Annotated in this window: 24 protein-coding genes; 6 read left to right on the top strand and 18 right to left on the bottom strand. The window is 66.6% G+C overall.

Annotation, left to right across the window (positions count from 1 at the left end):
- Positions 1 to 25: 25 nt before the first annotated feature.
- Positions 26 to 1165 carry an alpha/beta hydrolase gene (locus FFS15_RS02090; protein ID WP_137843330.1) on the bottom strand — a complete coding sequence of 380 codons (1140 nt, stop codon included), beginning with the start codon at positions 1163 to 1165 and terminating at the stop codon, positions 26 to 28.
- Positions 1166 to 1212: 47 nt separating this feature from the next.
- On the bottom strand, positions 1213 to 2670 hold the full coding sequence (locus tag FFS15_RS02085; protein ID WP_212743095.1) for an MFS transporter: 1458 nt from the start codon (positions 2668 to 2670) through the stop codon (positions 1213 to 1215).
- 105 nt (positions 2671 to 2775) lie between these two features.
- On the opposite strand from FFS15_RS02085, the gene FFS15_RS02080 reads away from it, so the two are divergent.
- Positions 2776 to 3366 (top strand): TetR/AcrR family transcriptional regulator, encoded by a 591-nt coding sequence (locus FFS15_RS02080; RefSeq protein WP_137843328.1) that lies wholly within the window; start codon positions 2776 to 2778, stop codon positions 3364 to 3366.
- A gap of 46 nt (positions 3367 to 3412) precedes the next feature.
- Here FFS15_RS02080 and paaZ read toward each other — a convergent pair whose 3' ends face one another.
- From paaZ to FFS15_RS02060, 4 genes are read right to left on the bottom strand one after another with little or no spacing between them, the layout of a single operon-like run.
- A complete protein-coding gene (paaZ, locus tag FFS15_RS02075; RefSeq protein ID WP_137843327.1) occupies positions 3413 to 5485 on the bottom strand; it encodes a phenylacetic acid degradation bifunctional protein PaaZ in 2073 nt (690 codons plus the stop codon).
- Positions 5482 to 6342: a 3-hydroxyacyl-CoA dehydrogenase family protein gene (locus FFS15_RS02070; RefSeq protein WP_137843326.1), complete on the bottom strand. Its 861-nt coding sequence runs from the start codon at positions 6340 to 6342 to the stop codon at positions 5482 to 5484. Before FFS15_RS02070 ends, paaZ begins: the two co-directional genes overlap by 4 nt.
- Positions 6339 to 7079, bottom strand: a complete 741-nt coding sequence (locus FFS15_RS02065; protein ID WP_171013022.1) for an enoyl-CoA hydratase/isomerase family protein — start codon at positions 7077 to 7079, stop codon at positions 6339 to 6341. The genes FFS15_RS02070 and FFS15_RS02065 overlap by 4 nt, the downstream gene beginning before the upstream one ends.
- Entirely contained in the window at positions 7076 to 8263 is a 1188-nt protein-coding gene (locus tag FFS15_RS02060; RefSeq protein ID WP_137843324.1) for an acetyl-CoA C-acyltransferase, read from the bottom strand. Before FFS15_RS02060 ends, FFS15_RS02065 begins: the two co-directional genes overlap by 4 nt.
- 205 nt (positions 8264 to 8468) lie before the next feature.
- On the opposite strand from FFS15_RS02060, the gene FFS15_RS02055 reads away from it, so the two are divergent.
- Complete coding sequence (locus FFS15_RS02055) at positions 8469 to 9083, top strand: TetR/AcrR family transcriptional regulator (protein ID WP_137843323.1); 615 nt, start codon at positions 8469 to 8471, stop codon at positions 9081 to 9083.
- Between the two features lie 12 nt (positions 9084 to 9095).
- Here FFS15_RS02055 and FFS15_RS02050 read toward each other — a convergent pair whose 3' ends face one another.
- From FFS15_RS02050 to paaA, 6 genes are read right to left on the bottom strand one after another with little or no spacing between them, the layout of a single operon-like run.
- Entirely contained in the window at positions 9096 to 9863 is a 768-nt protein-coding gene (locus FFS15_RS02050; RefSeq protein ID WP_137843322.1) for an enoyl-CoA hydratase/isomerase family protein, read from the bottom strand.
- A gap of 17 nt (positions 9864 to 9880) precedes the next feature.
- A complete protein-coding gene (gene paaE, locus FFS15_RS02045; protein WP_137843321.1) occupies positions 9881 to 11077 on the bottom strand; it encodes a 1,2-phenylacetyl-CoA epoxidase subunit PaaE in 1197 nt (398 codons plus the stop codon).
- Positions 11077 to 11559 carry a 1,2-phenylacetyl-CoA epoxidase subunit PaaD gene (gene paaD / locus FFS15_RS02040; RefSeq protein ID WP_137843320.1) on the bottom strand — a complete coding sequence of 161 codons (483 nt, stop codon included), beginning with the start codon at positions 11557 to 11559 and terminating at the stop codon, positions 11077 to 11079. The genes paaE and paaD overlap by 1 nt, the downstream gene beginning before the upstream one ends.
- Positions 11553 to 12407, bottom strand: coding sequence for a 1,2-phenylacetyl-CoA epoxidase subunit PaaC (paaC, locus tag FFS15_RS02035; RefSeq protein ID WP_137843319.1), 855 nt, complete (start codon positions 12405 to 12407; stop codon positions 11553 to 11555). Before paaC ends, paaD begins: the two co-directional genes overlap by 7 nt.
- Positions 12404 to 12709: a 1,2-phenylacetyl-CoA epoxidase subunit PaaB gene (paaB, locus tag FFS15_RS02030; RefSeq protein ID WP_137843403.1), complete on the bottom strand. Its 306-nt coding sequence runs from the start codon at positions 12707 to 12709 to the stop codon at positions 12404 to 12406. The genes paaC and paaB overlap by 4 nt, the downstream gene beginning before the upstream one ends.
- On the bottom strand, positions 12709 to 13689 hold the full coding sequence (gene paaA, locus FFS15_RS02025) for a 1,2-phenylacetyl-CoA epoxidase subunit PaaA (RefSeq protein ID WP_137843318.1): 981 nt from the start codon (positions 13687 to 13689) through the stop codon (positions 12709 to 12711). Before paaA ends, paaB begins: the two co-directional genes overlap by 1 nt.
- Positions 13690 to 13896: 207 nt before the next feature.
- Here paaA and paaI point away from each other — a divergent pair, with 207 nt between their 5' ends.
- The 4 genes from paaI (at position 13897) to FFS15_RS02005 (ending at position 19180) form a co-directional block, all read left to right on the top strand.
- Positions 13897 to 14280: a hydroxyphenylacetyl-CoA thioesterase PaaI gene (paaI, locus tag FFS15_RS02020; RefSeq protein WP_137843317.1), complete on the top strand. Its 384-nt coding sequence runs from the start codon at positions 13897 to 13899 to the stop codon at positions 14278 to 14280.
- A gap of 14 nt (positions 14281 to 14294) precedes the next feature.
- Complete coding sequence (gene paaK, locus FFS15_RS02015; protein ID WP_137843316.1) at positions 14295 to 15608, top strand: phenylacetate--CoA ligase PaaK; 1314 nt, start codon at positions 14295 to 14297, stop codon at positions 15606 to 15608.
- A gap of 42 nt (positions 15609 to 15650) precedes the next feature.
- Positions 15651 to 18404 (top strand): helix-turn-helix transcriptional regulator, encoded by a 2754-nt coding sequence (locus FFS15_RS02010; RefSeq protein ID WP_137843315.1) that lies wholly within the window; start codon positions 15651 to 15653, stop codon positions 18402 to 18404.
- A gap of 77 nt (positions 18405 to 18481) precedes the next feature.
- Positions 18482 to 19180 carry an alpha/beta hydrolase gene (locus tag FFS15_RS02005; protein ID WP_137843314.1) on the top strand — a complete coding sequence of 233 codons (699 nt, stop codon included), beginning with the start codon at positions 18482 to 18484 and terminating at the stop codon, positions 19178 to 19180.
- 296 nt (positions 19181 to 19476) lie between these two features.
- On the opposite strand, the gene FFS15_RS02000 is transcribed toward FFS15_RS02005, so the two are convergent.
- The 6 genes from FFS15_RS02000 to FFS15_RS01975 all read right to left on the bottom strand — a co-directional run bounded on the left by FFS15_RS02000 (position 19477) and on the right by FFS15_RS01975 (position 25462).
- Complete coding sequence (locus FFS15_RS02000) at positions 19477 to 20079, bottom strand: flavin reductase family protein (RefSeq protein WP_137843313.1); 603 nt, start codon at positions 20077 to 20079, stop codon at positions 19477 to 19479.
- Positions 20080 to 20091: 12 nt separating this feature from the next.
- A complete protein-coding gene (locus FFS15_RS01995; protein WP_137843312.1) occupies positions 20092 to 20853 on the bottom strand; it encodes a maleylpyruvate isomerase family mycothiol-dependent enzyme in 762 nt (253 codons plus the stop codon).
- Between the two features lie 3 nt (positions 20854 to 20856).
- The gene (locus FFS15_RS01990; protein WP_137843311.1) at positions 20857 to 21693 is read right to left on the bottom strand and encodes a fumarylacetoacetate hydrolase family protein; all 837 of its coding nucleotides are present in this window, start codon (positions 21691 to 21693) and stop codon (positions 20857 to 20859) included.
- Entirely contained in the window at positions 21693 to 22775 is a 1083-nt protein-coding gene (locus tag FFS15_RS01985) for a cupin domain-containing protein (protein ID WP_137843310.1), read from the bottom strand. The genes FFS15_RS01990 and FFS15_RS01985 overlap by 1 nt, the downstream gene beginning before the upstream one ends.
- 90 nt (positions 22776 to 22865) lie before the next feature.
- Positions 22866 to 23966, bottom strand: a complete 1101-nt coding sequence (locus FFS15_RS01980; protein WP_137843309.1) for an NAD(P)-dependent alcohol dehydrogenase — start codon at positions 23964 to 23966, stop codon at positions 22866 to 22868.
- 44 nt (positions 23967 to 24010) lie between these two features.
- Complete coding sequence (locus FFS15_RS01975; protein WP_137843308.1) at positions 24011 to 25462, bottom strand: aldehyde dehydrogenase; 1452 nt, start codon at positions 25460 to 25462, stop codon at positions 24011 to 24013.
- Positions 25463 to 25522 lie beyond the last annotated feature (60 nt).

The following is a 25522-nucleotide window of genomic DNA, read 5'->3' as shown; positions in this document are numbered from 1 at the left end:
TCGGACGGTATATGACAGTGGCCACCTAGGGCTTCAGCTGCTCGACGAAGAACTCCACGAGGGGGTCCATGACGGCAACAGTCGACCATGCCCGCCCGCCCAGCGGATCGCCGAGGAACGCGAGGTCGCCGTGGCCGGCACCTTCGATGAGGTAGCGGGTGCTCGGCACGCCGGCCGCGACGAGCGCGTCGTGCGTGAGAAGGGTCTGCGAGGGAGAGATGAGGTTGTCCTCCGTGCCGTGGTAGTGCAAGAACGGCGGCTCGTCGCCGTCGATGTGAGTCAACGGGTTTGATTCCGCGGCCGCGTTCGGGTCATCGTAGAGCGTGAGCCCCGTTCCCGCGCCGAGGACGTAGCTCGCGACGAAGTTGTCTGGCGTGTCACGGTAGTAGTCCTGGGTCTCTTCGTCGAAGTCTGCGGCGATCTGCAGCATGTCCGACGCACCGAACTCCTCGACGACAGCGGCCACATCACTCGACACGTCCAGGTCACTCCCCGTGTCGAACGACCGATCCCCCTGGGTCACCCCGGCCATCGTTGCAAGGTAAGCGCCGGCGGATTCTCCCCACAGCCCGATCGAATCCGGATCGAGACTGTACTGCTCGGCGTGTGCTCTCAGGAAGCGGACGGCGGACTTCACGTCTGCGATGCCATCTTCATAGGTGGCACCGTCGCCGATCGTGCGGTACTCGATGGCGGCGACCGCGATGCCCTGCTCAAGCAGGTATGAGCGGTTGCCGAGCGAGCCTCCGCGATCCGACACCACGAAGCCGCCGCCGGGCACGTAGACCACTACAGGGGCGGATGCTGCCCCCGCGGGGACCGAAATGTCCATCCGAATGAGGTAGGTCGATCCGTCAGCAAGGGTGCGCTCGGAGTAGACGACGTTCCGGTGCTCCACCACTGGCATCCCCACGCACTCGGCCTGCGGACTGCCCTCGGGATCGATCAGTGTGCTCGTGCTCGTGTCGCTCTCCGACACGGTCGTCGACAGCGGAAGGCCGCCGCCTCCCTCCGCATCCATCGCCGGCGCATTCGCGACCGGGACGGTGCACTCGCCCACCGCCGTGGTCGCGTCGGCCGCGACCCCGCAGCCCGCAAGAATCAGGCCAACTGCCAGAACGACGACGCCGATCCCTGACTTGCGGCCGTTCGAGATTTTCGTCACGTGGGTTCTCCTCGAGATATGGGTACGGTTTGCCAGCCGTGCCGCAATCAGCGGGCGGCCGCCGTCGAGGCAAGCTTCGACGGGTAGCGAAGACCAGCCACGAGCGCCGTAGCGACGAAGGCGACGGCCGCGAACCAGAAGACGGCCTGATATCCGGCAATAACTGCCAGTGCGATCGTGTGGGTGCTGGGGACTCCACCGAGCCCACCGACCTCGACGAGGTGGGTGCCGATGTAGACGCCCGTCGCCAGCCCAGACAGCGTCGTCAAGACCGCCACGCCGAGCGAAGTTCCGATCTGCTGGGCCGAGTTCAGAACAGCCGACGCCACGCCCGAGTCTTCGGGGAGAACACCCCACGTCGCGGACGACAGCGTGCTTGCGAAGATCACCCCGAGACCGATGCCGACGAGCAGAAGCCCCGGCAGAATCCCCGTCGCGTACGCGACACCGTCATGGACTTGCGCGAGCCACACCATTCCCCCTGCGCTGACCAGCGCAGCGATGGGAACCTTGCGCCGGAGCGGAACGCCAACGGCGAGGCCCGCCGAGATCACCTGGGCGCCGACGACGATCGCAATCACCATGGGAAGGAAGGCAAGTCCTGCAAGGAATGCGGGGATGCCGAGGACGTCTTGCAGGTAGCTCGTCGCGAACACGAAGACGGCAACGACGCCAACCGATGCGACGAGCATGACGAGGGAGGACGTCGAGCGTGTGCGATCCGCAAGGATCGAGGGCGGTAGCAGCGGGTAAGTGGTGCGCCGTTGAGTTCGGGCGAAGATCACCAGCAGCACAATGCCCGCGACGAGCGTGACACCGGCTGTGATCGGCTGAAGCGCCACCGTTCCGATGGCGTAGACGACACCGAGAACGCCCAGAGAAGCGAGGATCGAACCGCGGACGTCGAAAGGTGTCCGCGGCGCTGGCCCAGGTCGCGGCAGCGCGATGAGCGCACCGATGATCGCGGCGAGAGCGAAGGCGACGTTGATGAAGAGCGTCCATCGCCAGGAGAAGTATTCGGTCAACCAGCCTCCGAGAACCAGCCCGATGCCGGCTCCGGCCCCCGACACCGCCCCGAAGATCGCGAAGGCCTTCTCCCGATGACCGGATCCGGCGAACGCAACCGTCAAGAGTCCGAGCGCCGCAGGAGCCAGGAGCGCCGCAAACACCCCCTGCGCCGCTCGCGCGCCGATCAGGACTTCGAGCGTCGGCGCCCACCCTCCGACCGCGGATGCGAGCGCGAACCCGGCAGCGCCGATGACGAACGCACGGAACTTGCCGATGCGATCGCCGATGCGACCCCCGACGAGCAATAGCCCACCGAACGCGAGCGAGTACGCCGCAACGATCCACTGTCGCCCGTTGGCGTCGAACTGGAGCTCGGCCGATGCGGCGGGAAGCGCGATGTTGACGATCGTGGCGTCCAAGACGACGAGCAGCTGAGCGAGCGAAACGACGGCGAGTGTCAGCCAACTCCGATGGCGCGACGCCGGTAGGGCTGTCACGGAAACCGACGTCTCGTTGGACATGAAGACCTCTCATGGGATGCGGAATAGTAGTTCCGATACGGTATCACACGGCGGAACAACTATTCCGACTAGGATTCAGCCGTGACCAACGACGACACCGACGACGCAGTCAACGCGACTGAACGCATTCTTGAAGCCGCGCGCGAGGTCTTCGCATCCGAAGGACTCGATGCCAGCCTCGGCGAGATTGCCCGCGTCGCGGGGGTCGGCGTTGGAAGCATCTACCGACGCTTCGGAAACAAGGACGACCTGATCCAGGAGCTCGCCGACCAGCGCTTCTCTGCACTCGTCGAGCGCATGTCCGCTTCTCTTGGGGCAGATGATGCGTGGGTGGCGTTCAGCACCGAGTTCCGACAGTCGGTCGCGGACTACACGACCGATCGAGGGTTTCGAGAACTCGTGCTCGGTGCGGTGACAGGCTCGTTGGGCTGGGCGCGCGGCTCGGAACCCGACCGGCTGCGAGCGTCGATGGCGCGCTGGAGCACCGAGATCGAGGAGGTCATCGATCGACTCCTCAAGCGGGCGCAGCACGAGGGGACGCTGCGGGCGGACGTTTCGGGGTCTGTCATCCTCGGCCTGAGCATTGCATTGCAGTCGATCTCAGGTCTCGCTGATCACGGCGATCACGAGAAGGCGATCACGATCGTGCTGGACGGACTGCGCCGGCGCTGAGCTTTCGCTCCTTCGTGATGAAGACGGCGCCTAGAACTCCGTTGACTCAAGCCGCTGGTTGTTCGGCGACAGAGTGCTCCTTAGCGACGAGCGTGAGCACGTCGTATGTCGCGACGGTCTCGTCGTGCTGGTTGAGGATGACGGCATCCCACCGCACCTCACCGTACTCGTCGGTCTCGCGCGGCGTGATCTGCTTGGCAGTAAGCGTGACCCGGATCGTGTCACCGGGTGAGACGGGAGTGATGAACCGTAGATTCTCGAGTCCGCTGTTCGCGAGCACCGGACCCGGGTCGGGGTCGACAAAGAGTCCGGCCGCCCATGAGACCAGCAGGTAACCGTGCGCGACGCGGCCAGGGAAGAATGGGTTGGCTGAGGCGGCCGCTTCGTTCATATGTGCGTAGAAGGTGTCGCCGGTGAAGTGCGCGAACGTCTCGATGTCGTCAAGGGTCACCTCACGTGCGGCCGAGACGACCTGGTCGCCCAGTACGAGCTCGTCGAGCGACTTGCGGAAGGGATGCCGCCCTTGAGCGTCGGATGCGGCGCCCGCGTGCCAAACGCCCGTGAGCGCCGTCAGCATTTCAGGCGAGCCCTGGACGGCTGTCCGCTGCATGTGATGAAGAACCGCGCGAATCCCGCCCAGCTCTTCACCGCCGCCAGCGCGACCGGGCCCGCCATGGATGAGATGCGGGACTGGGGAGCCGTGACCTGTGGACGTTCGCGCGTTATCGCGACTGAGGAACAGCACGCGCCCATTGAACGCTGCGATCCGGGACATGAGCTCGACGGCAACGGCTGGATCGTCGGTGGCGACGCTCGTGACGAGCGACCCGCCGCCGAGTGCGACCAGGTCTGCGGCATCGGCGAGCGATGAATAGCCGAGCACGCTCGAGACCGGCCCGAAGGCCTCGAGCTGGTGGACGGCAGATGCGCGAGCATCGGTGAATCCGATCAGGATCGGAGCGATGAACGCACCGACGGAGGGTCCGACCGTGCCGTCGGCCCGGATCACCGAAGGCGGCTCAGTAGAGCCCAGGAGGATTGTTCCGCCAGCGATCTCGAGCTCTGTGACCTGGCGGAGCACTTCGTCGCGCTGCTCGATCGAGACGAGAGGGCCCATCGTGACGTTGTCCGCATGGGGGTCGCCGATGACGACGCGCTCGGCGATCTTCGCGCGCAGTGCCTCTACGACGGCGTCGATGGATGCCGCAGGCACGATCGCGCGCCTGATCGCAGTGCACTTCTGGCCCGCCTTGGTCGTCATTTCGACCAGCAGCTGCTTGACATAGGCATCGAACCCCGGGGATCCCGGCGTGGCGTCGGGGCCGAGGACGGAAGCGTTGATCGAGTCGGTCTCGCTCGTGAAGCGAACCCCCTGAGGCGTCTTCGCCTTCAGTCGCGTTGCGGTCGAAGCACTCCCGGTGAAGCCGACGAGGTCGCCGAGTCGAAGGTGTTCGAACAGGGTGGGCACACTGCCGCTGACGAGCTGCAAGGCGCCGTCGGGCAGGAGGCCGGAATCGACGAGGATACGCACCCAGGCCTCGGCGATGTAGCCGGTCGGGGTGGCAGGCTTCACGACGCTCGGGACGCCGGCCAAGAACGCGGGGGCAAACTTCTCGAGCGCGCCCCACATCGGGAAGTTGAACGCGTTGATCTGCACGGCGACGCCGGGGAGTCGCGTGAAGACGTGACGTCCCAGGAACGTGCCATCCTTCGACAGCGGCTCGACGGCTCCGTCGACATAGACCTGCGAATTGGGCAGATCGCGCCGGCCCTTCGATGAGTAGGTGAACAGCACGCCGATCCCGCCGTCGACGTCGCTCAACGAGTCGCGCACGGTCGAGCCCGACCGCTTCGACAACTCGTAGAGTTCCTGCTTGTGCTCGCTCAGCGCGAGCGCGAACTGCTTGAGCAGCACAGCTCGTTGGTGAAAGGTCATCGCACCGAGGCTCCGCTGCCCGACTGTGCGGGCGAAGTCGAGGGCGCCGGCGAGATCCAAACCCTCAGTACTCACGCGTGCGACGAGTTCTCCCGTCGACGCGTCAAGCACGTCGGTGGCACTCGCGGCGTCTGCGGGTGTCCACCATGATCCCTGGACATAGCTCGGCAGGATCCCGGTCATGATTGACTCCATTCGTAGAATCCGCGGCCGGTCTTCCGGCCGAGATGTCCTTTCGCGACGAGGCTGCGCAGCAGTTCGGGCGGTGCGAACCGATCTCCGAGCTTTTCGTGCAGCTCCTGCGCGATCCCCAGGCGCACATCGAGTCCGACGATGTCGGTGGTGCGAAGCGGACCGGCCGGATGCCGATAGCCGAGCTCCATCGCCGCGTCGATGTCGGCCGCCGTGGCGACGCCCTCTTCGAGCATGCGGATTGCCTCGAGCCCGAGCAGAACTCCCAGTCGGCTCGAAGCGAACCCCGGTGAATCGCGCACGATCACGGCCGTCTTGCCGATCGCGGCGACCCAGTCGCGGGCACCAGCGACACACGGAGCGTCAGTCGCGCTGCCGACGACCACCTCGACAAGTGTCGACGCCGGAACCGGGTTGAAGAAGTGCAGGCCGAGGAACAGGTTCGGTCGAGCCAGAGAGGTTGCGAGGTCGTCGATCGAAATCGAGGAGGTGTTGGAGGCGAGGACGGATGCCGCGGGCATCGCGCTCTCTGCACGAAGGAGCGCCTCGGACTTCAGTCGACGATCTTCCGGAACCGCCTCGACAACCAAGTCGCAATCCCCAAAGAGCTCCGCGTTGACACCGGTATCGAGCGCCGAATCAAGATCCGGGAAGGCGTGTGCTGTTGCACCGCTGTCGACCGAGCGGGCAAGGCTCTCACGGATTCGGCCGGCAGCAGCATCCGCCGCATCGTCGTCGCGCTCGATGACGGTGACGCGAGAGCCGGCAAGGACGAACGCATGGGCGATGCCGGCGCCCATGCGCCCTCCGCCGAGCACGCCAACGCGGGCGGGAGCTGTTGTGGTCACTTTCGCTTCCTCTCAAGGAACTCCGTCATCCGGCGCACCTTCTCGGGGCTCTCGAACAGGTCAGCCTGCAGCTCGAGCTCGATCGCGGGGTGATCAGGCATCGGGGTGAGCAGCGCGGTCTTGGTGTGGCGCGTCGCGAGCGGATCATTCGATGCGATGCGGTCCGCGATCCCGTGGGCCGCCGCCAAAAGCTCATCGGGCAGGTGCAGTGACGACACAAGTCCCCACGCGAGTGCCTCATCGCCGCTCAGAATTCGTCCGGTCAGCAGCATCTCGCTCGCACGCGCGTGCCCCACGATCTCAGGGAGGCGCCAGGTCGCACCGGCTGCGGCGATGATGCCGAGCCCGGTCTCAGGGTTGCCGATCTTCGCATCTGGCGTCGCGACGCGAATGTCGGCGGCGTAGGCGAGCTCGGCGCCACCCCCGAGGGCGTATCCGTCGATCGCGGCGATGACGGGCATGGGCAAGTCATGCACGCGGATGAATGCCCGTGCATTGATACCGAGGCGCGCATCGGCCGCCCGCCGGTCACGAAGCTGGGCGATATCGGCGCCCGACGCGAACACACCGTGCGTACCGGCGAGGATCAGGGTGCGGGGTGCCGCCTCGAGCTCGGCACACAGCGCGTGAAGTGCGTCGACCATGCTCTGATCGATCGCGTTTCGGCGCTCGGGCCTGTTCAGCAGCGCTACCACACGATCGGGCAGCCGTTCGATCAGGAGCGGCTCGCTGCTCACGCGACCCGCTCCAGAACGATCGCCGTGCCCTGCCCGACCCCGACGCACATCGTCGCGAGTCCGCGTTGGGCCCCTTCGCGCTCCATGCGTCCGAGCAACGTGACAACGATGCGACATCCGCTCGATCCCAGCGGGTGGCCGAGCGCGATCGCACCGCCGTCGGCGTTCACGATCTCGGGGTCAAGGCCCAGGCGCCGCATCGAAGCGAGCGACTGCGACGCGAACGCTTCGTTGAGCTCGACGGCACCGAGATCTGCGACGGTGAGCCCGGCTTTCGCCAGGGCCTTCTCGGATGCAGGCACGGGACCAAGCCCCATGATCTCGGGGGCGAGAGCGGCGGAGGCGGAAGACACAATACGTGCGCGCGCCTGCAAGCCGAGTCGCTCAACGGCAGCCGCACTGGCTACGACGACCGCTGAAGCACCGTCGTTGAGTGAACTGGCGTTCCCGGCCGTGACGACTGATCCGCCTGCGACGACCGGGCGCAGACCGTTCAGAATGTCAATCGTCGTGTCGCGCCGCGGACCCTCGTCGATGGAGACGACACCAGCCGCGGTCGTCACCGGCACGGTCTCGCGGGCAAAGCGCCCGGCGTCGATCGCCGCGATCGCACGCTGATGGCTGCGAAGCGCGAAGGCATCAGCGTCCGCACGCGAGACGCCCTCGATGCGAGCGACCTCCTCCGCTGTCTCCGGCATCGAGTAGGTCGCCTTGTCGCGAGCAGCGAGACGCGGATTCGTGAACCGCCAGCCAATGGACGTGTCGAACGCGGCGCCGGGCTTTGCCCATGCCCGGTCCGGCTTTGACTGCACCCACGGCGCCCGCGTCATGGACTCGACTCCACCGGCCACCACGATGTCGGCGTCCCCCGAGCGGATCATCTGCGATGCGATGGTGATCGCCGACATCCCAGAAGCGCAGAGGCGATTGACCGTTAGTCCGGGGATTTCGTCGGGCAGCCCGGCGAGAAGCGCGGCCATGCGTGCGACGTTGCGGTTGTCCTCTCCGGCCTGGTTTGCCGCGCCAAGGATCACCTCGTCGATCTGGTCGTGTGGCACGCCAGCGCGATCAACAGCGGCCGCGACGACGAGCGCGGCGAGATCGTCGGGCCGGATCCCCGACAGCGCACCGCCGTACCTTCCCACGGGAGTGCGCACACCGCCGACCAGGAACGCTTCAGACATCGTCATCCTCCAGTCCGACCGTGCACCCTGGCGTCCTCGCAAGTCGTGCTTCTATTCCTTACCGATCGTTCAGAAATCATGTCAGACCCAGCGTCAGATCGCAAAGTCAAACTCGCATCATTCGTCCCCTCTGGCCGTCGTGATCGATCGACTAACCCCCGCGAGGTTCGACCGCATGCAGTGAGTGCAGTGCCAGACTGAACGAGTGACCACACTCGGAACCACCCCTGCCCGCGCGCCGCGGCGAGGGCGACCCGGCTACGACCGGCAAGAGGTACTCGCCGTCGCCGTCGAGGCATTCAACGAGCAGGGTTATGACGCGACATCAGTGTCCGACCTCGCGGAACGGCTGGGGCTGACGAAGTCCGCGATGTACCACCACTTCTCATCCAAGGAGCAGCTCCTCGAGATGGCCCTCGGCCAGGCCCTGGATGGCCTCGAGGGAGTTCTCGCCGAACCCGATGCGAGTGTCGGATCGGCCGCAGATCGCCTGGAGTTCGTACTGCGGGCCGCAGTGCACGTGCTCCTGGATCAGCTCCCCAACGTCACGTTGCTCCTGCGCCTGCGGGGAAACAGCGATGTCGAGCGCGCTGCTCTTGAGCGCCGGCGCGCATTCGACCACCAGATGACCGCGCTCGTCCGCGAGGCACAGGACTCGGGCTCGGTTCGCCCCGATGTCGACAGCGGGATCGTCTCGCGACTCCTCTTCGGCATGCTCAACTCCACGATCGAGTGGTACCGGCCCGGCAAGGCGGTCGACCGCGACGCTCTCACGCACGACATCCTCACGATCGCCTTCGACGGCATCAGGGCACGATGACGACGGTGAAGCTCACCCGTTGAACTGCGGTCGGCGCTTCTCCTGGAAGGCGGCGAAGCCCTCGCGATAGTCGTCGGTGTCGCAGAGCGCGGCCTGTGCGGCGTTCTCGGCATCCATCGATCGCCACAGGCCCAGGCGTTCGTCGCGCAGCTGCCGCACGAGCTCTTTGCTCGCCCGGAATGCGCCGGTTGCGCCGGTGGCGGCGCGTTCGGCGGCCTCGACGGTGGTCGCGACGAGCTCGTCGGCGGGGAGAGCGCGCGAGAACAGCCCAGACGCAACGGCTTCGGTGCCGGTCATGAGCCGGCCGGTGTAGATGAGGTCGAGCGTCTTGTGCGCGCCGAGGCGCTCGAAGAACAGGGCATGGCCGCCGGAGTCGAGGGTCGCGCCCAGCGCGGCGAACGGCGAGCCGATCTTCGCGGTGTCGGCGACGTAAACGACGTCGGTCGCGATGAGGAGGCCGAGGCCGACGCCCAGGCACGCGCCGTGGGCAGCCGCGAAGGTCGGGGCGGGGAACGCCGACATGCGCTGCAGGAGCGGCGTCACGAGACCGCCGAGGTAGCCGAGCACGTCGTCGTCGCGCGGATCGACGCCGGCGATGTCGCGGCCGGCGCAGAACGCGCGCCCCTCGCCGCGCAACACGAGGGCACGAACCCCGGCTGCCTCGGCTTCTGCATAGGCGGCATCGAGATCCCGCACGGCCTGCTCGTCGAGCGCGTTCAGCTTCGCGGGGTTGTCAAGCACGACGTGGGCGACGTCGCCGTCGATGCGGAGGTCGATCATCGGAGAACTCCTCGTCGTCACACGTCGTAGTCGACGGCGACGCGGTCGCTCGTCGGGTGGGATTGGCAGGTGAGCACGTAGCCGCGTTCGAGCTCGTCGGGCTCGAGGGCGTAGTTCTCGGTCATCGTGACCGAGCCCACGAGCAGCCTGGCGCGGCACGTGCCGCACACACCTCCGGCGCACGCGAACGGCACGTCGGGGCGCACGCGCAGGGCCGCATTGAGGATCGACTCGTGCGCACTCACCGGGCTCTCGATCGTCGAAGACTGCCCGTCGAGAGTGATCTCGATGGTGCGCACCGGGTCACCCTGCGCCACGACCACGGGCCGGCCGGCATCGCCCTCATCGCGACCGGGCTCGCCCGTCGTGAACAGCTCATACCGCACGTGAGCCTGATCGACGCCGATGTCGGCGAGGGTGTCACGGCACAGCTGCACCAGCTCGAACGGTCCGCACAGGAACCACTCGTCGACCGTCTCGGGAAGCACGAGCGCGTCGAGGATGCGCCGCAGGCGCTCCTCGTCGATGCGGCCCGACAGCAGCGGAGCCGAGCGCTGCTCGCGCGAGAGCACGTGGTGCAGCGCGAGCCGGGTCGGGTAGCGGTCCTTCAGGTCGGCGAGGTCTTCCAGGAACATCACGTCGGTCGTCGAGCGGTTCGTGTAGACGAGAGTGAAGCGCGAGGTCGCCGATCGCGCGAGCACGGTCGCCGCGAGCGCCATCAGCGGGGTGATCCCCGAACCGGCCGCGATGCCAGCGACGTGCGCCCCGTCGAGATCGGCCAGGTTCGAGGTGAACGATCCCTGCGGGCTCATGACGTCGAGCTCGGCGCCGGGCTTCAGCTCCGTCTGCGCCCACGTCGAGAACCTCCCGCCCAGATCGCGCTTGATCGCGACGCTCACCGCGCCCGGAGCCGGCGGGCGGCACAGCGAATACGACCGCCGCACCTCACGTCCGTCGATGCGGGTGCGCAGCGCCACATGCTGCCCGGCGAGGTAGTCGAACTCTCCCGCGAGCTCAGGCGGCACCGCGAACGTCACCTCGATCGCGGCATCGGTAAGCGGCCGCACCTCGGCGACGCGCAGCGTATGGAAGCGGGCGCGCCGGCGCGAGCCCGACGGGCCCCCGACGGTGCTCGCGAGGAATGCCTCGGCGAGTCCGGCAGCGTCGTCCGGAAGGTTCGCATCCGGCGCAGGAATCTGTCGGAGGGTCGTCATCAGTGCACCTTGAAGTGGTCGAAAGGCTCGAGGCATGCGCGGCATTCGTAGAGCGCCTTGCACGAGGTCGAGCCGAAGCGCGACACCTCGCGGGTATCGAGCGACCCGCACTGCGGGCACCTCACCGCGAGGGCGAGCTTGATCGGCCCGACGGCTGCCCGGCCGGTCGGCGGCGCGATGCCGTACTCGATCAGCTTGCGCTTGCCGGCATCGCTCATCCAGTCGGTCGTCCATGCGGGTGAGAGCGTCAAGCGCACCTCGACGTCATCGAAGCCCGCCGCGGTGAGTGCAAGCACGACGTCGTCGCGGATCACGTCCATGGCGGGGCATCCCGAGTAGGTCGGTGTGATCGTGACGGTCACCCGCTCGCCCGTCACGGCGACGTCTCGCAGCACGCCGAGGTCGGCGATCGTCAGCACGGGTACCTCGGGATCTGCGACGGCGGCTGCCACCTCCCACGCCCGCGAAACCGTGGTCACCATGTCGCCCCCGGATACTGCCGCGCCAGGACCTGCATCTCGGCGAGGATGAACCCCAGCGTCGGGAAGTGCTCCCCACGGCGCCCGCCGCCGGAAGCGATGACACCGCGGGGCACCTCGAGGTCTGCCTCGGCGAAGACCTCGTCGATTGCGGCGTCAAATCCGGGTCGCAGCACGGAGGGGCGTACGGCGATCTCGGCTTCGGCGAGCCGGTCGGTCAGCTCCTCGTCGCGGAACAGCTCATCGACGTAGGGCCAGACATCCGACACCGCACGGATCATGCGGCGGCGCGACTCGTCGGTGCCGCCCGCGAGGCGAAGGGTCCATTGCACGGCGTGATCGCGATGGTAGTCGACCTCCTTGACCGCCTTCGCGGCGATCGCAGCGAGCGTCGCGTCGGTCGATCCGGCGAGCGCGGAATAGAGCTCGAAGAGATAGACGGATGCCGCCAGCTGACGCGCGATCGTCTGCGCGAAGTCGCCGTTGGGCTGCTCGAAGAGCCACACGCACCGGAACTCCGGCTCATCGCGCCAGTATGCGAGATCGTCTTCGGTTCGTCCGTCAGCCGTTCCTGCGTAGTGCAAGAGGGAGCGGGCGTGACCGAGCAGATCGAGCGCGATGTTGCCGAGCGCGACGTCTTCCTCGAGCTCGGGCGCGTTCGCGATCCACGCGCCGAGCTGCTGCGCGAGGATCAGCGAGTCATCGCCGAGCCACAGCGCGTACTTCGCCACGTCGGGTGAGGCAGAAGCTCCGGCCGCGCCGGTGAGTTCTTCGACCAGTTCAAGGTGGTCGACCGAGACATCGCCGTGGACGTCGGGGCTCCCGCCGGTATCCGCAGTCTGTGCGGTCATAGGTGCGCCACCCCCTCGGAGGCCGTGTAGTAGATCGCGTGTCGGTAGTTCTTGCCCGCAGGCGACTCGAAGAACGCGCCCTTGGAATCGGGGTCGCTCGTCGTGATCGCCTCAGCCGGAACAACCCACACCGATGTCCCCTCGCCACGACGCGTGTAGAGGTCGCGCGCGTTGCGGAGTGCCATGTCGGCGTCGGGTGCGTGCAGAGATCCCGCGTGCACGTGCGACATTCCGCGATTCGCGCGCACGAAAACCTCCCACAGGGGCCAGGTCTCGCGGTCGGAGCCGCCGGGGGTCGCCATCACGCCACGTCCTTCTCAGTCTTCGCGGCCTGTTTGCGCGCGTACTCGGCGGCGGCCTCGCGCACCCAGGCGCCGTCCTCGTGAGCGTTCCGGCGGTGCTGCAGCCGCACGGCATTCATCGGTCCGCGGCCGGCGAGTATCTCGAAGAACTCGGTCCAGTCGATTTCACTCATGTCGTACTGGTTCGTCTGGTCGTTCCATCGAAGGCTCGGGTCGGGCAAGGTCACGCCGAGCACGTCGGCCTGCGGCACCAGCATTCCGACGAACCGCTGGCGCAACTCGTCGTTCGAGAAGCGCTTGATCTTCCACGCAGTTGACTGCGCCGAGTTCGGCGACTGGTCATCGGGTGGCCCGAACATCATGAGCGAGGGCCAGTACCAGCGGTTCACAGCATCCTGAGCCATCTCGCGCTGCGCGGGCGTTCCCTGCATCAGGGTCAGCAGGATCTCGAAGCCCTGGCGCTGGTGGAACGATTCCTCCTTGCAGATGCGCACCATCGCACGGCCGTACGGTCCGTACGACGCGCGACACAAAGGCACCTGGTTGCAGATCGCGGCGCCGTCCACGAGCCAGCCGATCGCGCCCATATCGGCCCACGTCGGCGTCGGGTAGTTGAAAATCGACGAATACTTCGCGCGGCCCGCGATCAGCTGCTCGGTCATCTCGTCACGCGTGATGCCGAGTGTCTGCGCGGCCGAGTAGAGGTAGAGCCCATGGCCCGCCTCATCCTGCACCTTCGCCATCAGGATCGCCTTGCGCTTCAGGCTCGGCGCCCGCGAGATCCAATTGCCCTCGGGCTGCATGCCGATGATCTCCGAGTGCCCGTGCTGCGAGATCTGCCGGATCAGCGTCTTGCGGTACGCCGCAGGCATCCAATCCCGCGGCTCGATGCGCTGCTCCGCTGCGATGAGCGCGTCGAAGGCCTCCTGCTCGGCCGTCTCGTCATGCTCGAGCACGGCCAGGTCGGGTGCGGTCATCATCGACTCCTAACGAGTTTTACAGAACGATCGTTCAGTAAGCATAGTCGCCACACATCATCTTCGGCAATCGTCCGATCAAACGACTTTACAGAACGAGCGTTCATTTATCCGGTATAGTCGGCGTCGTCGCTGAAGACCACCCCTGATACCTCGATGGAGAGTTTGACGATGACCGAAACCGCGAGTGAGCGCGCACCCCTTCGGCAAATGATGCAACGCGACCGGGCATCCTCAGCCCTCGGGATGGTCGTCCAGGTGGACGAACCTGCGCGTGCAGTCGTCTCGATGCCCGTCCGCGCCGACATGACGAATGGCTTCGAGATCACCCATGGTGGGCTCGTTTTCGCTCTCGCCGACACCGCCTTCGCGATCGCGTGCAACGAGGACGAGTCGGTAACGGTCGCCGCTGGCGCTGACATCACGTTCCTGAAATCCACACGCGAAGGTCAGGTTCTCACCGCCGAGGCAACGCGACGCGTCCTGGCTGGCCGAACCGGCCTCTACGACGTCACCGTCACCGACGAGACAGGCGACGTCGTCGCCGAGTTCCGCGGACGCTCCATCTCCACCCGCCGCCAGGCTACCGACTGAACCGGACTACCCACATGTCAACGATCCACACGATTCCCGCCGCGCACCCGGACCTGACGCTCGACCCTGAGGAGCGCCTCGATCGCCCAGCGCTCGAGGCGCTGCAGCTGGAGAGACTCCAGTGGACCGTGCACCACGCCTATGCGCAGGTGCCTCTCTATACGCGCAAGCTCGATGAGGCGGGGGTCACCCCAGACGACATACGCACGCTCAGCGACATCGTCAAGCTCCCCTTCACGACCAAGGAGGACCTGCGCAGCACCTACCCGTTCGGGATGTTCGCCGTGCCGATGACCGAAGTGCGCCGCATCCACGCCTCGTCCGGGACGACTGGGCGACCGACTGTCGTCGGCTACACCGCCGGCGACCTCGATCGGTGGGCGAGCCTGATCGCGCGGTCGCTGCGTGCAAGTGGGATCCGGCCGGGGATGAAGGTGCACAACGCCTACGGGTATGGCCTGTTCACCGGCGGTCTCGGCGCGCATGCCGGCATCGAGAAACTGGGCGCAACCGCCATCCCGATCTCGGGCGGACAGACGGCTCGGCAAGTACAGCTCATCGTCGACTTCGAACCCGATGCAATCCTGTGCACCCCGAGTTATCTGCTCACGATCGCCGACGCGATGGAGGAGCAAGGTATCGATCCTCGATCGACTTCGCTGAAGGTGGCCGTGCTCGGTGCGGAGCCATGGACCAACGAGATGCGGTTGGAACTCGAACGCCGTCTCGATATCGATGCCGTCGACATCTACGGGCTCAGCGAAGTGATGGGTCCCGGCGTAGGCAATGAGTGTGTCGAGACCAAGGACGGCCCACACATCTGGGAAGACCACTTCCTCCCCGAGATCATCGGCGAGGACGGGGCGCCCCTTCCCGATGGCGAGCGCGGCGAACTGGTGTTCACCTCACTCACCAAGGAGGCTTTCCCCGTCCTGCGCTACCGCACGCGCGACCTCACTCGCCTCCTGCCAGGTACGGCCCGCCCGGGTATGCGGCGCATCGAAAAGATCACGGGACGCAATGACGACATGATCATCCTCCGCGGTGTGAACCTGTTCCCGACCCAGATCGAGGAGATCGTGCTCGGCATCGAGACCCTGACCCCCCACTTCATCCTCGAGCTCTCCAAGAACGGTCGGATGGACGCCATGAAAGTCCGCATCGAGCGCCATCCCGAGCTGTCCCGCGAGACGTGCGAGGCCGCAGCCAAGGTCCTCGCTCAGCGGATCAAGGTGCACATCGGAACGAGCGTGGATGTCCAGCTCGAGGAACCAGGCGCGCTGCCGCGCAGCGAGGGCAAGTACAAGCGCGTGTACGACCTCCGCTGAACCCGGTTGCGAGCCTGATCGAGGGCTTCTACCCTCAGGACGATGGCGGGAGCGCATTCCGCGACGGTGGTGATCATCTTGCTGGTGGGACGACACACGGAGCTCGCATTGGTCGAGCATCTCCTCGAGGCCGATCCCGCGTCGCCGGTGCTCGTGCTGAGCGGTGAACCGGGCGTGGGCAAGTCCGTCCTGCTCGATGCGGCTGCCGAGGTCGGCGAGTCCGCGGGTTGGGCGGTCGTTCGCGCCACGGCACTTCAGTATGAGGCCGACCTTCCCTTCTGGTCCCTCAATCAGATGTTGCACCCCCTTTTGGACATTCTTCCCGAGCTTGAGGAGTTGCACCGAACAGCGATCGCTGTGATCTGCGGGCTGCAGGCCGGTCCGCCACCCACGCAGCTCATCGCCGGCGCAGCCACGCTCGCGCTGGTGAGGCAGTTCGCGCAGACGAGGCCACTCCTGATCGTGATCGACGACGTGCCTTGGCTGGACTTTGCCAGCGCGATGGCGTTCACCTATCTCGCGCGCCGACTCGACGACGACGACGTGCGACTGATCGTCGCCGCGCGGTCTGAACTTGAGAACGTGTTTGTCCGGAGCGGATACGACGCGCACATCGTGGAACCTCTGTCGGATGGGGATGCCGATCTCCTGCTGGTCAGCAGATTCCCCGCACTCGCTCCGAACGTGCGCCAGCGCATCCACTCGGCGGCCCGTGGCAATCCGCTCGCGCTGCTCGACCTGCCAGCAGCATTCGACACGACCGCCGCCCCAATCCCCGATGCGCTTCCGCTGTCCAATCGGCTCACTTCCGTGTACTCCGACCGCCTCCGCGATCTTCCCGCCAGGACGCGGGAGATGCTTCTGTTCGTTGTGCTGGCGGGTGCGGAAAGCAGTCTGACGATCGACCGTTGCATGGCCACTCCGGAGGGACGCCTGGATCTGCCCCCGGCCGAGAAGGCGGGGATCCTGCGTCGAAACCCGCGGTCAGGACGAATGGAGTTCCGGCATCCGCTGATCCGCTCCGCCGTCGTCGAACTGTCCACCCGTGAGGAACGGCAACGTGCCCACGAAGCCCTCGCTCAAGCCTTCATAGACGACCCGAACCGGCGAGCATGGCACCTGGGGCAGTCCACCACATCGCCGGACGAGCATATCGCCGCGATGCTTGAGACAGCCTCCGATGATCTGCTCCACACCGGCAACAGCACGCGCGCGACGGCAGCGATGCTTCGCGCCGCCGAACTCAGCCCCTCACCCCGCGACCGCGCGCGGCGGGTGGCGCGAGCCGCATACCTCGGATCTCTTGTCACCGGTGCATTGCATGCGGGTTCTGCTCTGGTTGCGGCAGCTCAAGCCGAGACTGAGTCCCCTCCTTCGCTGGATGCCGTCATCGCCGCCGCCTATCAGCTCCTTAGCGGCGAGGGAGATGCGTCGACCGCGCAGCGGCTTCTTGTCGCGGCGCTCGATGCTCTTCCTGATCCGCTCGACTCGGCTGATGAGGCGGTCGTGGAGGCACTGCACACGCTCGTTTTCGTCGGGTTCTATGCTGCGCGTCCGGCTTTCTCGCTGGAAACCCGCCGTCAGCTATCCCGTCTCGCTACCCCACTGCCCGACACCCTCACCCTGCTCGATCGTGCGTTCACCGATCCCGCGCGGATCGAGGGAGGCGAGATCCGCCAGCTCGAATCAGCGCTCGACGACCTGCGGTTCACCGCGGACCCGGTGCGGATCACGAGGATCGCGACCGCCGGCGCGTACCTCGACCGGATCGCGCAGGCACGCGACCCGCTCGCCCGCGTGATCGACGACGGTCAACGTGGCGGCGCCGTCGCGAAGGAGATCGAGGCACTCTTCCTCCTCGCGAATGACGCCTATTTCACCGGGGAGTGGGACGACCTCGAATCTCTGACAGACGACGGCCTCCGCCTCTCCATCGAACGCGGCTACGCGCTCACGGCCGCGCCGGGGCGATTCCTGCGCGGACTTGTGGACGCATCCAGGGGCAGACGGCAAGCTGCCGACGCGGCGGCGGAACAGCTCTTGCTGTGGGCCGCACCGCGGCGCCTATACACATTGGCCGCGTACGCATCGCACATTCGCTGCATCCTCGCCCTCTCGGAAGGGAACTTCGAGATCGCGTACCGTCACGCCGCTTCCATCAGCCCGGCCGGCACCCTCCAGCCATTCCTGCCGCACGCGGTCTGGCTCGTCTTCGATCTCGTCGAGGCCTCCGCGCGCGCGGGGCGCAGCCGCGAAGCCGCCGCGCACGTGCAAGCCGCCGACGAGGCCGGACTCGCGGATCACTCCTCACGGCTTCACCTTCTGGTGACCGCCGCACGTGGGCTCACCAACCCGAAGCGATGGCGCGACGAGTTCGACCGATCGCTGGGCACTCCCGACAGCCAGCGCTGGGTGTTCGACCGCGCACGAGTTCAGCTCGTCTACGGTGAGCAGCTGCGCCGCGAGCACGCCGCGAACGACGCGCGAGTTCAGTTATCGGCGGCAGCGGACGCTTTTCGCCGCCTGCAGGCGCTCCCCTGGCTCGACCGTGCGCATCGAGAGCTCCGCGCCGCCGGTGGCAGTGAGCCGCGGACCGAAACGCTCACAGCTCAGGAGTCGGCGATTGCGGAGCTTGCGGCGACCGGTCTGAGCAACAAGGAGATCGCGACGCGCCTGTTCCTATCACCGAGAACCGTGTCCACGCACCTTTCGCATGTGTATCCCAAGCTCGGCATCACATCCCGCGGTGCGCTCCGTGATGCGCTGGATCGGCCCACGGCGCAGTTGCGTCAATGACTTACGTCATCTGACGGATTCCTCGGGTGAACGTGATCCCTAGGTTCGGTGGTACCCCAACCGACAAGGAGTCACCCATGAACCCCACCATCGTTCTCGTCCACGGAGGATTCGTCGACGGATCCGGCTGGCACGGCGTCTACAAAGAACTGCGCGCCAGCGGATTCGAAGTCCGCGTCGTACAGAATGGCACAACCTCGCTCGCCGACGACGACGCCACCACACGGGCGGTGCTCGATGCCGTCGACGGCCCCGTCGTTCTCGTCGGCCACTCCTACGGCGGCGCGGTCATCACCGAAGCGGGCACGCACGAAAAGGTCGCAGCGCTCGTCTACATCACCGCGTTCGCTCCCGATCAAGGCGAATCGGTGAACTCGCTCATCGGCACCTTCCCAACCGACGGCCCTCAGCCGCCGATCCTTCCCCCGGTCGATGGATTCCTCTTCCTCGACCGCGACAAGTTCCACGACTCATTCGCCGGCGACGTGTCTGCCGAGGACGCGGCGTTCATGGCCGACTCGCAAGTGCCCTGGGGACTCAACGCTCTCGGCGGCACCATCAGCGAGGCCGCGTGGCGAGTGAAGCCCAGCTGGTACCTCCACGTCACCGAGGACCGCATGATCCCGCCCGCAGCCCAGGCGACAATGGCCGAACGCATCGGGGCGACAGTAGCTCAGACACCGGGAAGCCATGCAATCTACGTGTCCCAGCCCAACGTGGTCACGGACCTTGTTCGCACGGCGGCCGCCGCGGTGACCAGCCTCGTCACGCGATGACCGATTGGGGTCGGACCCTCCTCGGGGGGTCCGGCCCTTGGTCCGCGTGGACTCGTACCCATTCATGCGCTTCTCGATGAGGACTAGTCGCCGCGTCTTTGGACGCGAGGGGTCGATGAAGCGCCCTGGGTCTGATGGAGACTCGCGTTTCTGATTCCGACCAGCAGCTCGCGGTCGGCTTTGGACAGCACAAAATGCGTTCTCGAACTCGCCGGAGCGCGCGAGGCCGCGACCGTGCGCTACGCGGCGTATCGGGTCACCTCACTCGACATTTGCGGAATCGCCTCGGCCTTGGGTCAACCCCCGGGGACAGGCGGCAGCTCGGTGACCTCGCCGAGCCGCGAGTATCGGGGGCCGGCAAGCCTGCCCAGAGGGCGCACCAGCTCGGTGTCGATACGTCCGTCGACCATCACCTCGTCGGCGATGTGCCACCCCACGACCCGTCCCACCACGAACTCGCCCCCGGTCGGGCTGAACTGGATGGTCTGGTGGTGGACGCATTCCATGCTGATGGGGACGCCTGCGAGCCGGGGAACGCTGATGATCGTCGAGGGCAGCAGGTCAAGGCCCAGCACGTCGATCTCGCTCACGTCAGGCCCGTGCCACTGCGAGCTCGCATGCAGGTCGTTCAGCATCGCGTCGCCCGCGATGTTCACGACGTATTCGCCGTCCTCTTCGATGTTCCGGATCGTGTCCTTGCGACCGGTCGGGCGGCGATTGATGGTGAACCCGAGCATCGCCGGATGCTGACTGACCCACGCGAACGAACTGAACGGCGCGAGGTTGACCGGTCTGGGCGAGATGCCGGACGTCACCCACGCGATCGGTCGGGGGACGACGGAGCCGACGAGCAGTCGGTAGGTCCCAGCCGGATCAAGCGTTCCCGCATCGATGAACATCTCTTCCCTTTCTCACAGCCATGTCGGTGCTTTCGGGGGCGCCCCGCCGTCAGCGGCGACCACACCCCGGGCGGAGCGGCCAGTCCCCCAGCCGACGAGGTCAGCGGCAGTGCCTCTGACCACCAGCGGATCGCGACCGGTGCCTTGCCCGACAGCGTCGAGAACGAACGTTTCGGCGCGGTCGACCGGTTCCAGGACGATACTCCGTTCTGTGGCGACCCCTTTTCGCGTCCATACCCGGATGAGATCGTCCAGGAGAAGATCGTGCAGCTCGGGCGGGAAGTCGCGCACGCTCGCACCGTTGCGAAGGTCGACCGCATGGATCCACACCTCGCGGGTGCGGATCCAGACGGTTTCGGATGCCGGCACCAGCCTGCCCTGCGCGGTGCGCACTTCATGCGACCACGCCGCTTCCGGCAGGTCACGCCACTCGACGTCGAGGTGCACGGCCGCGTGGGCTGCGAGATGGCGCAGCGCCTCGACCGGCAGTGTCGCTCCGAACTCGATCTCCTCGGCGCGCTGGGTATCGGACGCGTACATCGGATTCTCAACGCCGGTGCGGGCCCACTCGACGAGGCGTGCCACGGCCCGCGCGTTGAATCCCACGTGGGCGACGAGGTGACGCCTCGACCACCCCGGCAGCAGCGACGGCTCGTCGAATCGGTCGTCGGCGAGTTCGGCCAAGCTGCGCGCCCAATATGCCTGGCCACGACGCATCAACAGCAACGAGGCCACGAGCCGTGGGTCGGTGACGTTGTCTGTGCGCGCCGGCATCGTTCACTCCTCCGAGACGACGCGATTGCGAAGTTCGCCGATTCCCTCGACGGCGGTGAGCAGCGTCGAACCGGCCGTCAGGTAGCGAGCGGGCTTGCGAGCGTGGCCGACGCCACCGGGGGTGCCCGTCGCGATCACATCCCCCGGCTTCAACGTCAGGATGCGGGAGATATACGACACGAGCGCGGCCGGGTCGAACACCAGGTCGTCGGTGGATGACTGCTGCACGACCTCGCCGTCGACCTCGGCGCGGAGGACACCGCCCAAGGCGAACTCGTCTGCGGTGACGAGCACCGGACCGAACGGCGCGGTCGCCTCGAACGTCTTGCCTTGGAACCACTCAGGCGTGCGGTACTGATAGTCCCGCATGGTGACGTCGTTGATGATCGAGTATCCGGCGATCGCCTCCGCCGCAGCGGCGTCATCGGCGTTGCGGACCGTAGATCCGATGACGACGGCGAGCTCGGCCTCCCAGTCGACCGCGTCTGCCGCGACCGCTGGGAGGACGAGGTCGTCGAAGGGGCCGATCAGTGCTTCGGGGTACTTCGCGAAGAGCGTGGGGTACTCGGGCAGATCGCGACCCATTTCGAGGATGTGGTTGCGGTAGTTGAGCCCGACGCAGATGATCTTGCCGGGATTCGGCACGACGGGCGCCCAGGACCCCGAGGCAAGCGCCGCCGCGTTGTGAACGGCGCCGTCGGCGCGCAGCGCCCGATCTCGCCAGCGGGGATCCTGCAGCAGCGCGCCGACATCTGCCGCATCGGGGATCTCGACAATCGTGTCGCCGTCGGCGCGGACCGCGGTCGTTCCAGCGGTTTTGCGAAGTGTCGCCAGTCGCATCAGTGGTTGTCCTTGCTGGGGATGTAGACCCGCGCGAACCCGAGCCGGTCGATGATGGGTCCGTCGTTGAATCGGAAGAGATCGAACTCGGTCTCGGCGCGCAGCGACCAGGGCACCCAGCTCGGCACCACGAAGAGATCGCCCTTCTGGACGTGGTGCTCCGTCTCTCCCAGGACCACCGACCCGCGTCCCTCGAACACCTGCCAGACGGAAGACCCGACCTCGTGACGCACGGGGGTCTCGAACCCTTCACGGATCCGGTGGAACTCGCAGCGGATCGTGGGCATGACGTCACCGCCGGTGGTCGGGTTCACGAACCGGACAGCAGCATGACCTTGCTCGACGGTCGCCGGGTAGCCCTCGTCTTCGAGCTTCAGCTGCTCGCGGAGTGCGGCATCCGTGTACTCCCAGCGATACGCGGCGAGGGGTGAGCTGACCTTGTCGTCCAGCCCCGACAGCGGTCGCAGACCGGGGTGCGCCCACAGTCGCTCGGCACGAGAGACCTCAGGCGATGCCTCGTCGGTCACCCGCTCGGAACCGAACTCGAAGAAGCCGACGTCTGCGTAGCTGGAGAACGGGATGTCCAGCCCGTCGATCCAGGCCATGGGCTCGGCGGTGTCGTTATGGTGGCCGTGGAAGTTCCACCCGGGAGTCAGCAGCAGGTCGCCGCGGCTCATGCGGACCGGATCGCCGTTGACCACCGTCCAGACCCCTTCACCCTCGACGACGAAGCGGAAGGCATTCTGGCTGTGGCGGTGCTCCGGCGCCGTCTCGAAGCCGCCGAGATACTGGATCGCACACCAGAGCGTGGGCGTTGCGTAGGCGGTTCCGGGGAGACCCGGGTTCACCAGTCCGATCGCGCGGCGCTCCCCGCCCCGGCCGACCGGCACCAGCTCACCGGAACGCTCCGCGATGTCGAACAGCGTCTCCCAGCGCCAGACGTGCGGCTTGGCGACGGGCGCGGGGGTGAACGGCATGAGGTCGTCGCGCTGGGTCCACAACGGCGCCAGCCCGTTCGACTCGAAGTCGCGGTACAGCTGCTCCAGCTCAGGGCTGTCTGCTGTGCCATCCATCTGCTGCATGGCTGTTCCTCTCTGAGGCAGATCGGCGCTATGCCGAAAAGGTTCGGGCGGGATTCGGTGCCCGGGGGCGCCGAATCCCGCCCGGGTCGATCAGAAGACGACGACCGGCTTGACCGTCGTCCCGGCGGCGGAGTCGGCGAATCCCTGGTTGATATCGGCCAACGCGTAGTTGCGCATCAGCTTCTCCATCGGGAAGCGGCCGTCGCGCCACAGTTCGATCAGCTTCGGGATGAAGACCTGCGGGACGGAGCTGCCCTGGACAATCGTCTTGAACGTCCACCCCTTCACGAGCGAGAGGCCGATCTCGAAGGTCGCCTCGGTTCCCGGTGCCGCGGCACCGACGAGTGCGAGCGTGCCGCGATTTCCGAGCGCGTCCGCCGCCTTGCGCAGCAGCTCCGGCCGGGCGGTGGTATCGAGCACGTAGTCCGCGCCGTGGCCGTCGGTCAGGCGCATGATCTCATCGGTGAGATCGGCGCCCCGCGTGTTGATCGTGTGTGTCGCACCGATCTCCTGAGCGAGCGCAAGACGATCATCGTGGATGTCGACGGCGATGATCCTGCTGCACCCCGCGACCTTGCCCGCCATGATCGCTCCCGCCCCGACCGCGCCGGTGCCGATCACCACCAGCGTGCTGTTCAGCGACGGCTTCAACTCGTTGAGAATCGAACCCGCGCCGGTCTGGATGCCGCACCCCAGCGGGGCGACGATCTCGAGTGGGACGTCGGGATCGATCTTGACGACGCTCTCTTCGACGACGTTGGCGTAGGTCGCGAACGACGACTGCCCGAAGAAGTGCGATGAGATGACCTCACCGTGCTTGCTCAACGCACTCGTTCCGTCTGCCCGCCGTCCGCCGAAGTCAGCGGCGAACAGATTTTCGCAGTACGCCATCTGACCCGCGCGGCAGCGTGCGCAGTAGCCGCAGTAGGCTGCGGCGAGCAGCACGTGATCGCCGGGCTCGACGGTACGCACTGACTCACCCACGCGCTCGACGACGCCTGCCCCTTCGTGACCCAGCACGGCGGGGAGCGGCGTGGGATATACCTGGTCGCGCACGATCGCATCGGTGTGGCAGACGCCGGTGGCAACTATCCGCACCAGCACCTCGTTCGGCCTGAGCTCGTCGAGTTCGAGCTCTTCGATCACAAGATCCGCGCCGGCGTCGCGTGCGACGGCCGCGGTCACAGTCATACTCATCTGTCTTCTGTCTCCTGGTCTGCGTTCGGGAGCGGTGCTCAGAACGGGTACTGCTGGTCGGACGGCTCGATCGTGATCCACTTGAGCTCGGTGAACTCGTTGATCACGGCACGGCCGTCGAATCGCCCGTAGCCACTGGCCTTGGTTCCGCCGTAGGGAGCCTGCGCCTCGTTCTGGACGGTCGCACCGTTGACGTGGACGTGACCGGCCTGGATGCGGTTGGCAACCTGGAGCGCACGCGTGGTGTCGCGGCCGAAGACCGCAGCCGCCAGTCCGTACTCGGTGTCGTTGGCGACCTGCACGGCTTCCTCGACTCCCGAGACGCGAACAACCGTCGTGATCGGGCCGAACGTCTCCTGGTCATAGATCGCCATGTCCGGCTTGACGTTGTCGACGATCGTCGCAGGCATCGCGGCGCCGTCCGCACGCCCGCCCACGGCGATGTCGGCGCCCTTGGCGAGCGCGTCGTCGATCAGGCCGTTGATCCGGTCGCCCGATTCGGGCCGCACCATCGGTCCGACGATGGCGTCGGGGTTCGTCATCGGGTCGCCGCTGACGATCTCCCGGGTCCGCGCGACGAACTTCGCGACGAACTCGTCGGCGACCTTCTCGTCGACGACGAAGCGCTCCGTCGACATGCAGATCTGCCCCTGATACATGAACGACCCGAAGACCGCCGCGTTGACGGCGCCGTCGATGTCGGCGTCATCGAGCACGACGAGCGGTGCCTTGCCGCCGAGCTCGAGCAGCACGGGCTTGAGGTGGCGCCCTGCCTGCTCCGCGATGATGCGGCCGACGGGGGTGGAGCCGGTGAAGTTGATGCGACGCACGGCGGGGTGAGCGATGATCGACTCCACCACGCGAGCGGCGTCCTCCGGGCTGCTCGTGATGAAGTTCAGCACGCCGGCAGGCAGACCTGCCTCGTGAAGGACCTCGGCGATGATCGCGTGGGTACGCGGGCTGGTCTCCGATGCGCGGAAGACGACGGTGTTGCCGCACACGATCGGGTAGGCGATCGCGCGGGCGGCCAGAACGCCGGGTCCGTTCCACGGCGCCATGCTGAAGATCACGCCGACCGGTTGGCGCACCGTCATGGAAAGCGTTCCCGGCTTGTCGGTGGGGAGCGTCTCACCCTGGATCTGGGTCGCGAGCCCGGCCGCTTCGCGGAAGAGCTGAGCGGTCAGGAAGACGTTGAAGCCCGCCCAGAGCTGAGCGGCGCCGACCTCGGACATCATCGTCTGGATGAACTCGCCGGCGCGAGCCTCGATGATGTCGGCGGCCTTCAGCATCACGGCACGCCGCTGAGTGGGGCCGCTCTGCGACCAGTCCTCGAAGGCCTTGGATGCGGATTCGACCGCGTCGATCGCGTCGTCGACGCTGCCTGCGGCGCCTTCCGTGACGACCTCGCCGGTCAGCGGGCTGCGCCGAGAGAAGGTCTTGCCCTCTCGCGCATCTCGCGCTTCGTTGTCGATGATGAGTTGAGTCTGCATCGGGTATCCCTTCGTCGTCGTTGACAAGAAATCGCGTCGCCGAGCGGCGACGATGTAACG

The organism is Microbacterium sp. 2FI, assembly GCF_005502885.1.
Taxonomy (GTDB): Bacteria; Actinomycetota; Actinomycetes; order Actinomycetales; family Microbacteriaceae; genus Microbacterium.
Note: the sequence above shows the minus strand (reverse complement) of the source record. Positions and strands in the feature narration are given on the sequence as shown.

Coding starts and splice junctions, on each gene's coding strand:
- paaK (WP_137843316.1), top strand. CDS start 14,295: ATGTCAACGATCCACACGATTCCCGCCGCGCACCCGGACCTGACGCTC.
- FFS15_RS01990 (WP_137843311.1), bottom strand. CDS start 21,693: ATGCGACTGGCGACACTTCGCAAAACCGCTGGAACGACCGCGGTCCGC.
- FFS15_RS01975 (WP_137843308.1), bottom strand. CDS start 25,462: ATGCAGACTCAACTCATCATCGACAACGAAGCGCGAGATGCGCGAGAG.
- FFS15_RS02050 (WP_137843322.1), bottom strand. CDS start 9,863: ATGATCGACCTCCGCATCGACGGCGACGTCGCCCACGTCGTGCTTGAC.
- FFS15_RS02010 (WP_137843315.1), top strand. CDS start 15,651: ATGGCGGGAGCGCATTCCGCGACGGTGGTGATCATCTTGCTGGTGGGA.
- paaB (WP_137843403.1), bottom strand. CDS start 12,709: ATGGCGACCCCCGGCGGCTCCGACCGCGAGACCTGGCCCCTGTGGGAG.
- FFS15_RS02005 (WP_137843314.1), top strand. CDS start 18,482: ATGAACCCCACCATCGTTCTCGTCCACGGAGGATTCGTCGACGGATCC.
- paaD (WP_137843320.1), bottom strand. CDS start 11,559: ATGGTGACCACGGTTTCGCGGGCGTGGGAGGTGGCAGCCGCCGTCGCA.
- FFS15_RS02000 (WP_137843313.1), bottom strand. CDS start 20,079: ATGTTCATCGATGCGGGAACGCTTGATCCGGCTGGGACCTACCGACTG.
- paaC (WP_137843319.1), bottom strand. CDS start 12,407: ATGACCGCACAGACTGCGGATACCGGCGGGAGCCCCGACGTCCACGGC.
- paaE (WP_137843321.1), bottom strand. CDS start 11,077: ATGACGACCCTCCGACAGATTCCTGCGCCGGATGCGAACCTTCCGGAC.
- FFS15_RS01980 (WP_137843309.1), bottom strand. CDS start 23,966: ATGACTGTGACCGCGGCCGTCGCACGCGACGCCGGCGCGGATCTTGTG.
- paaA (WP_137843318.1), bottom strand. CDS start 13,689: ATGATGACCGCACCCGACCTGGCCGTGCTCGAGCATGACGAGACGGCC.
- paaI (WP_137843317.1), top strand. CDS start 13,897: ATGATGCAACGCGACCGGGCATCCTCAGCCCTCGGGATGGTCGTCCAG.
- FFS15_RS01995 (WP_137843312.1), bottom strand. CDS start 20,853: ATGCCGGCGCGCACAGACAACGTCACCGACCCACGGCTCGTGGCCTCG.
- FFS15_RS01985 (WP_137843310.1), bottom strand. CDS start 22,775: ATGCAGCAGATGGATGGCACAGCAGACAGCCCTGAGCTGGAGCAGCTG.
- FFS15_RS02060 (WP_137843324.1), bottom strand. CDS start 8,263: ATGTCTGAAGCGTTCCTGGTCGGCGGTGTGCGCACTCCCGTGGGAAGG.
- paaZ (WP_137843327.1), bottom strand. CDS start 5,485: ATGACCGGGATCCTGCCGAGCTATGTCCAGGGATCATGGTGGACACCC.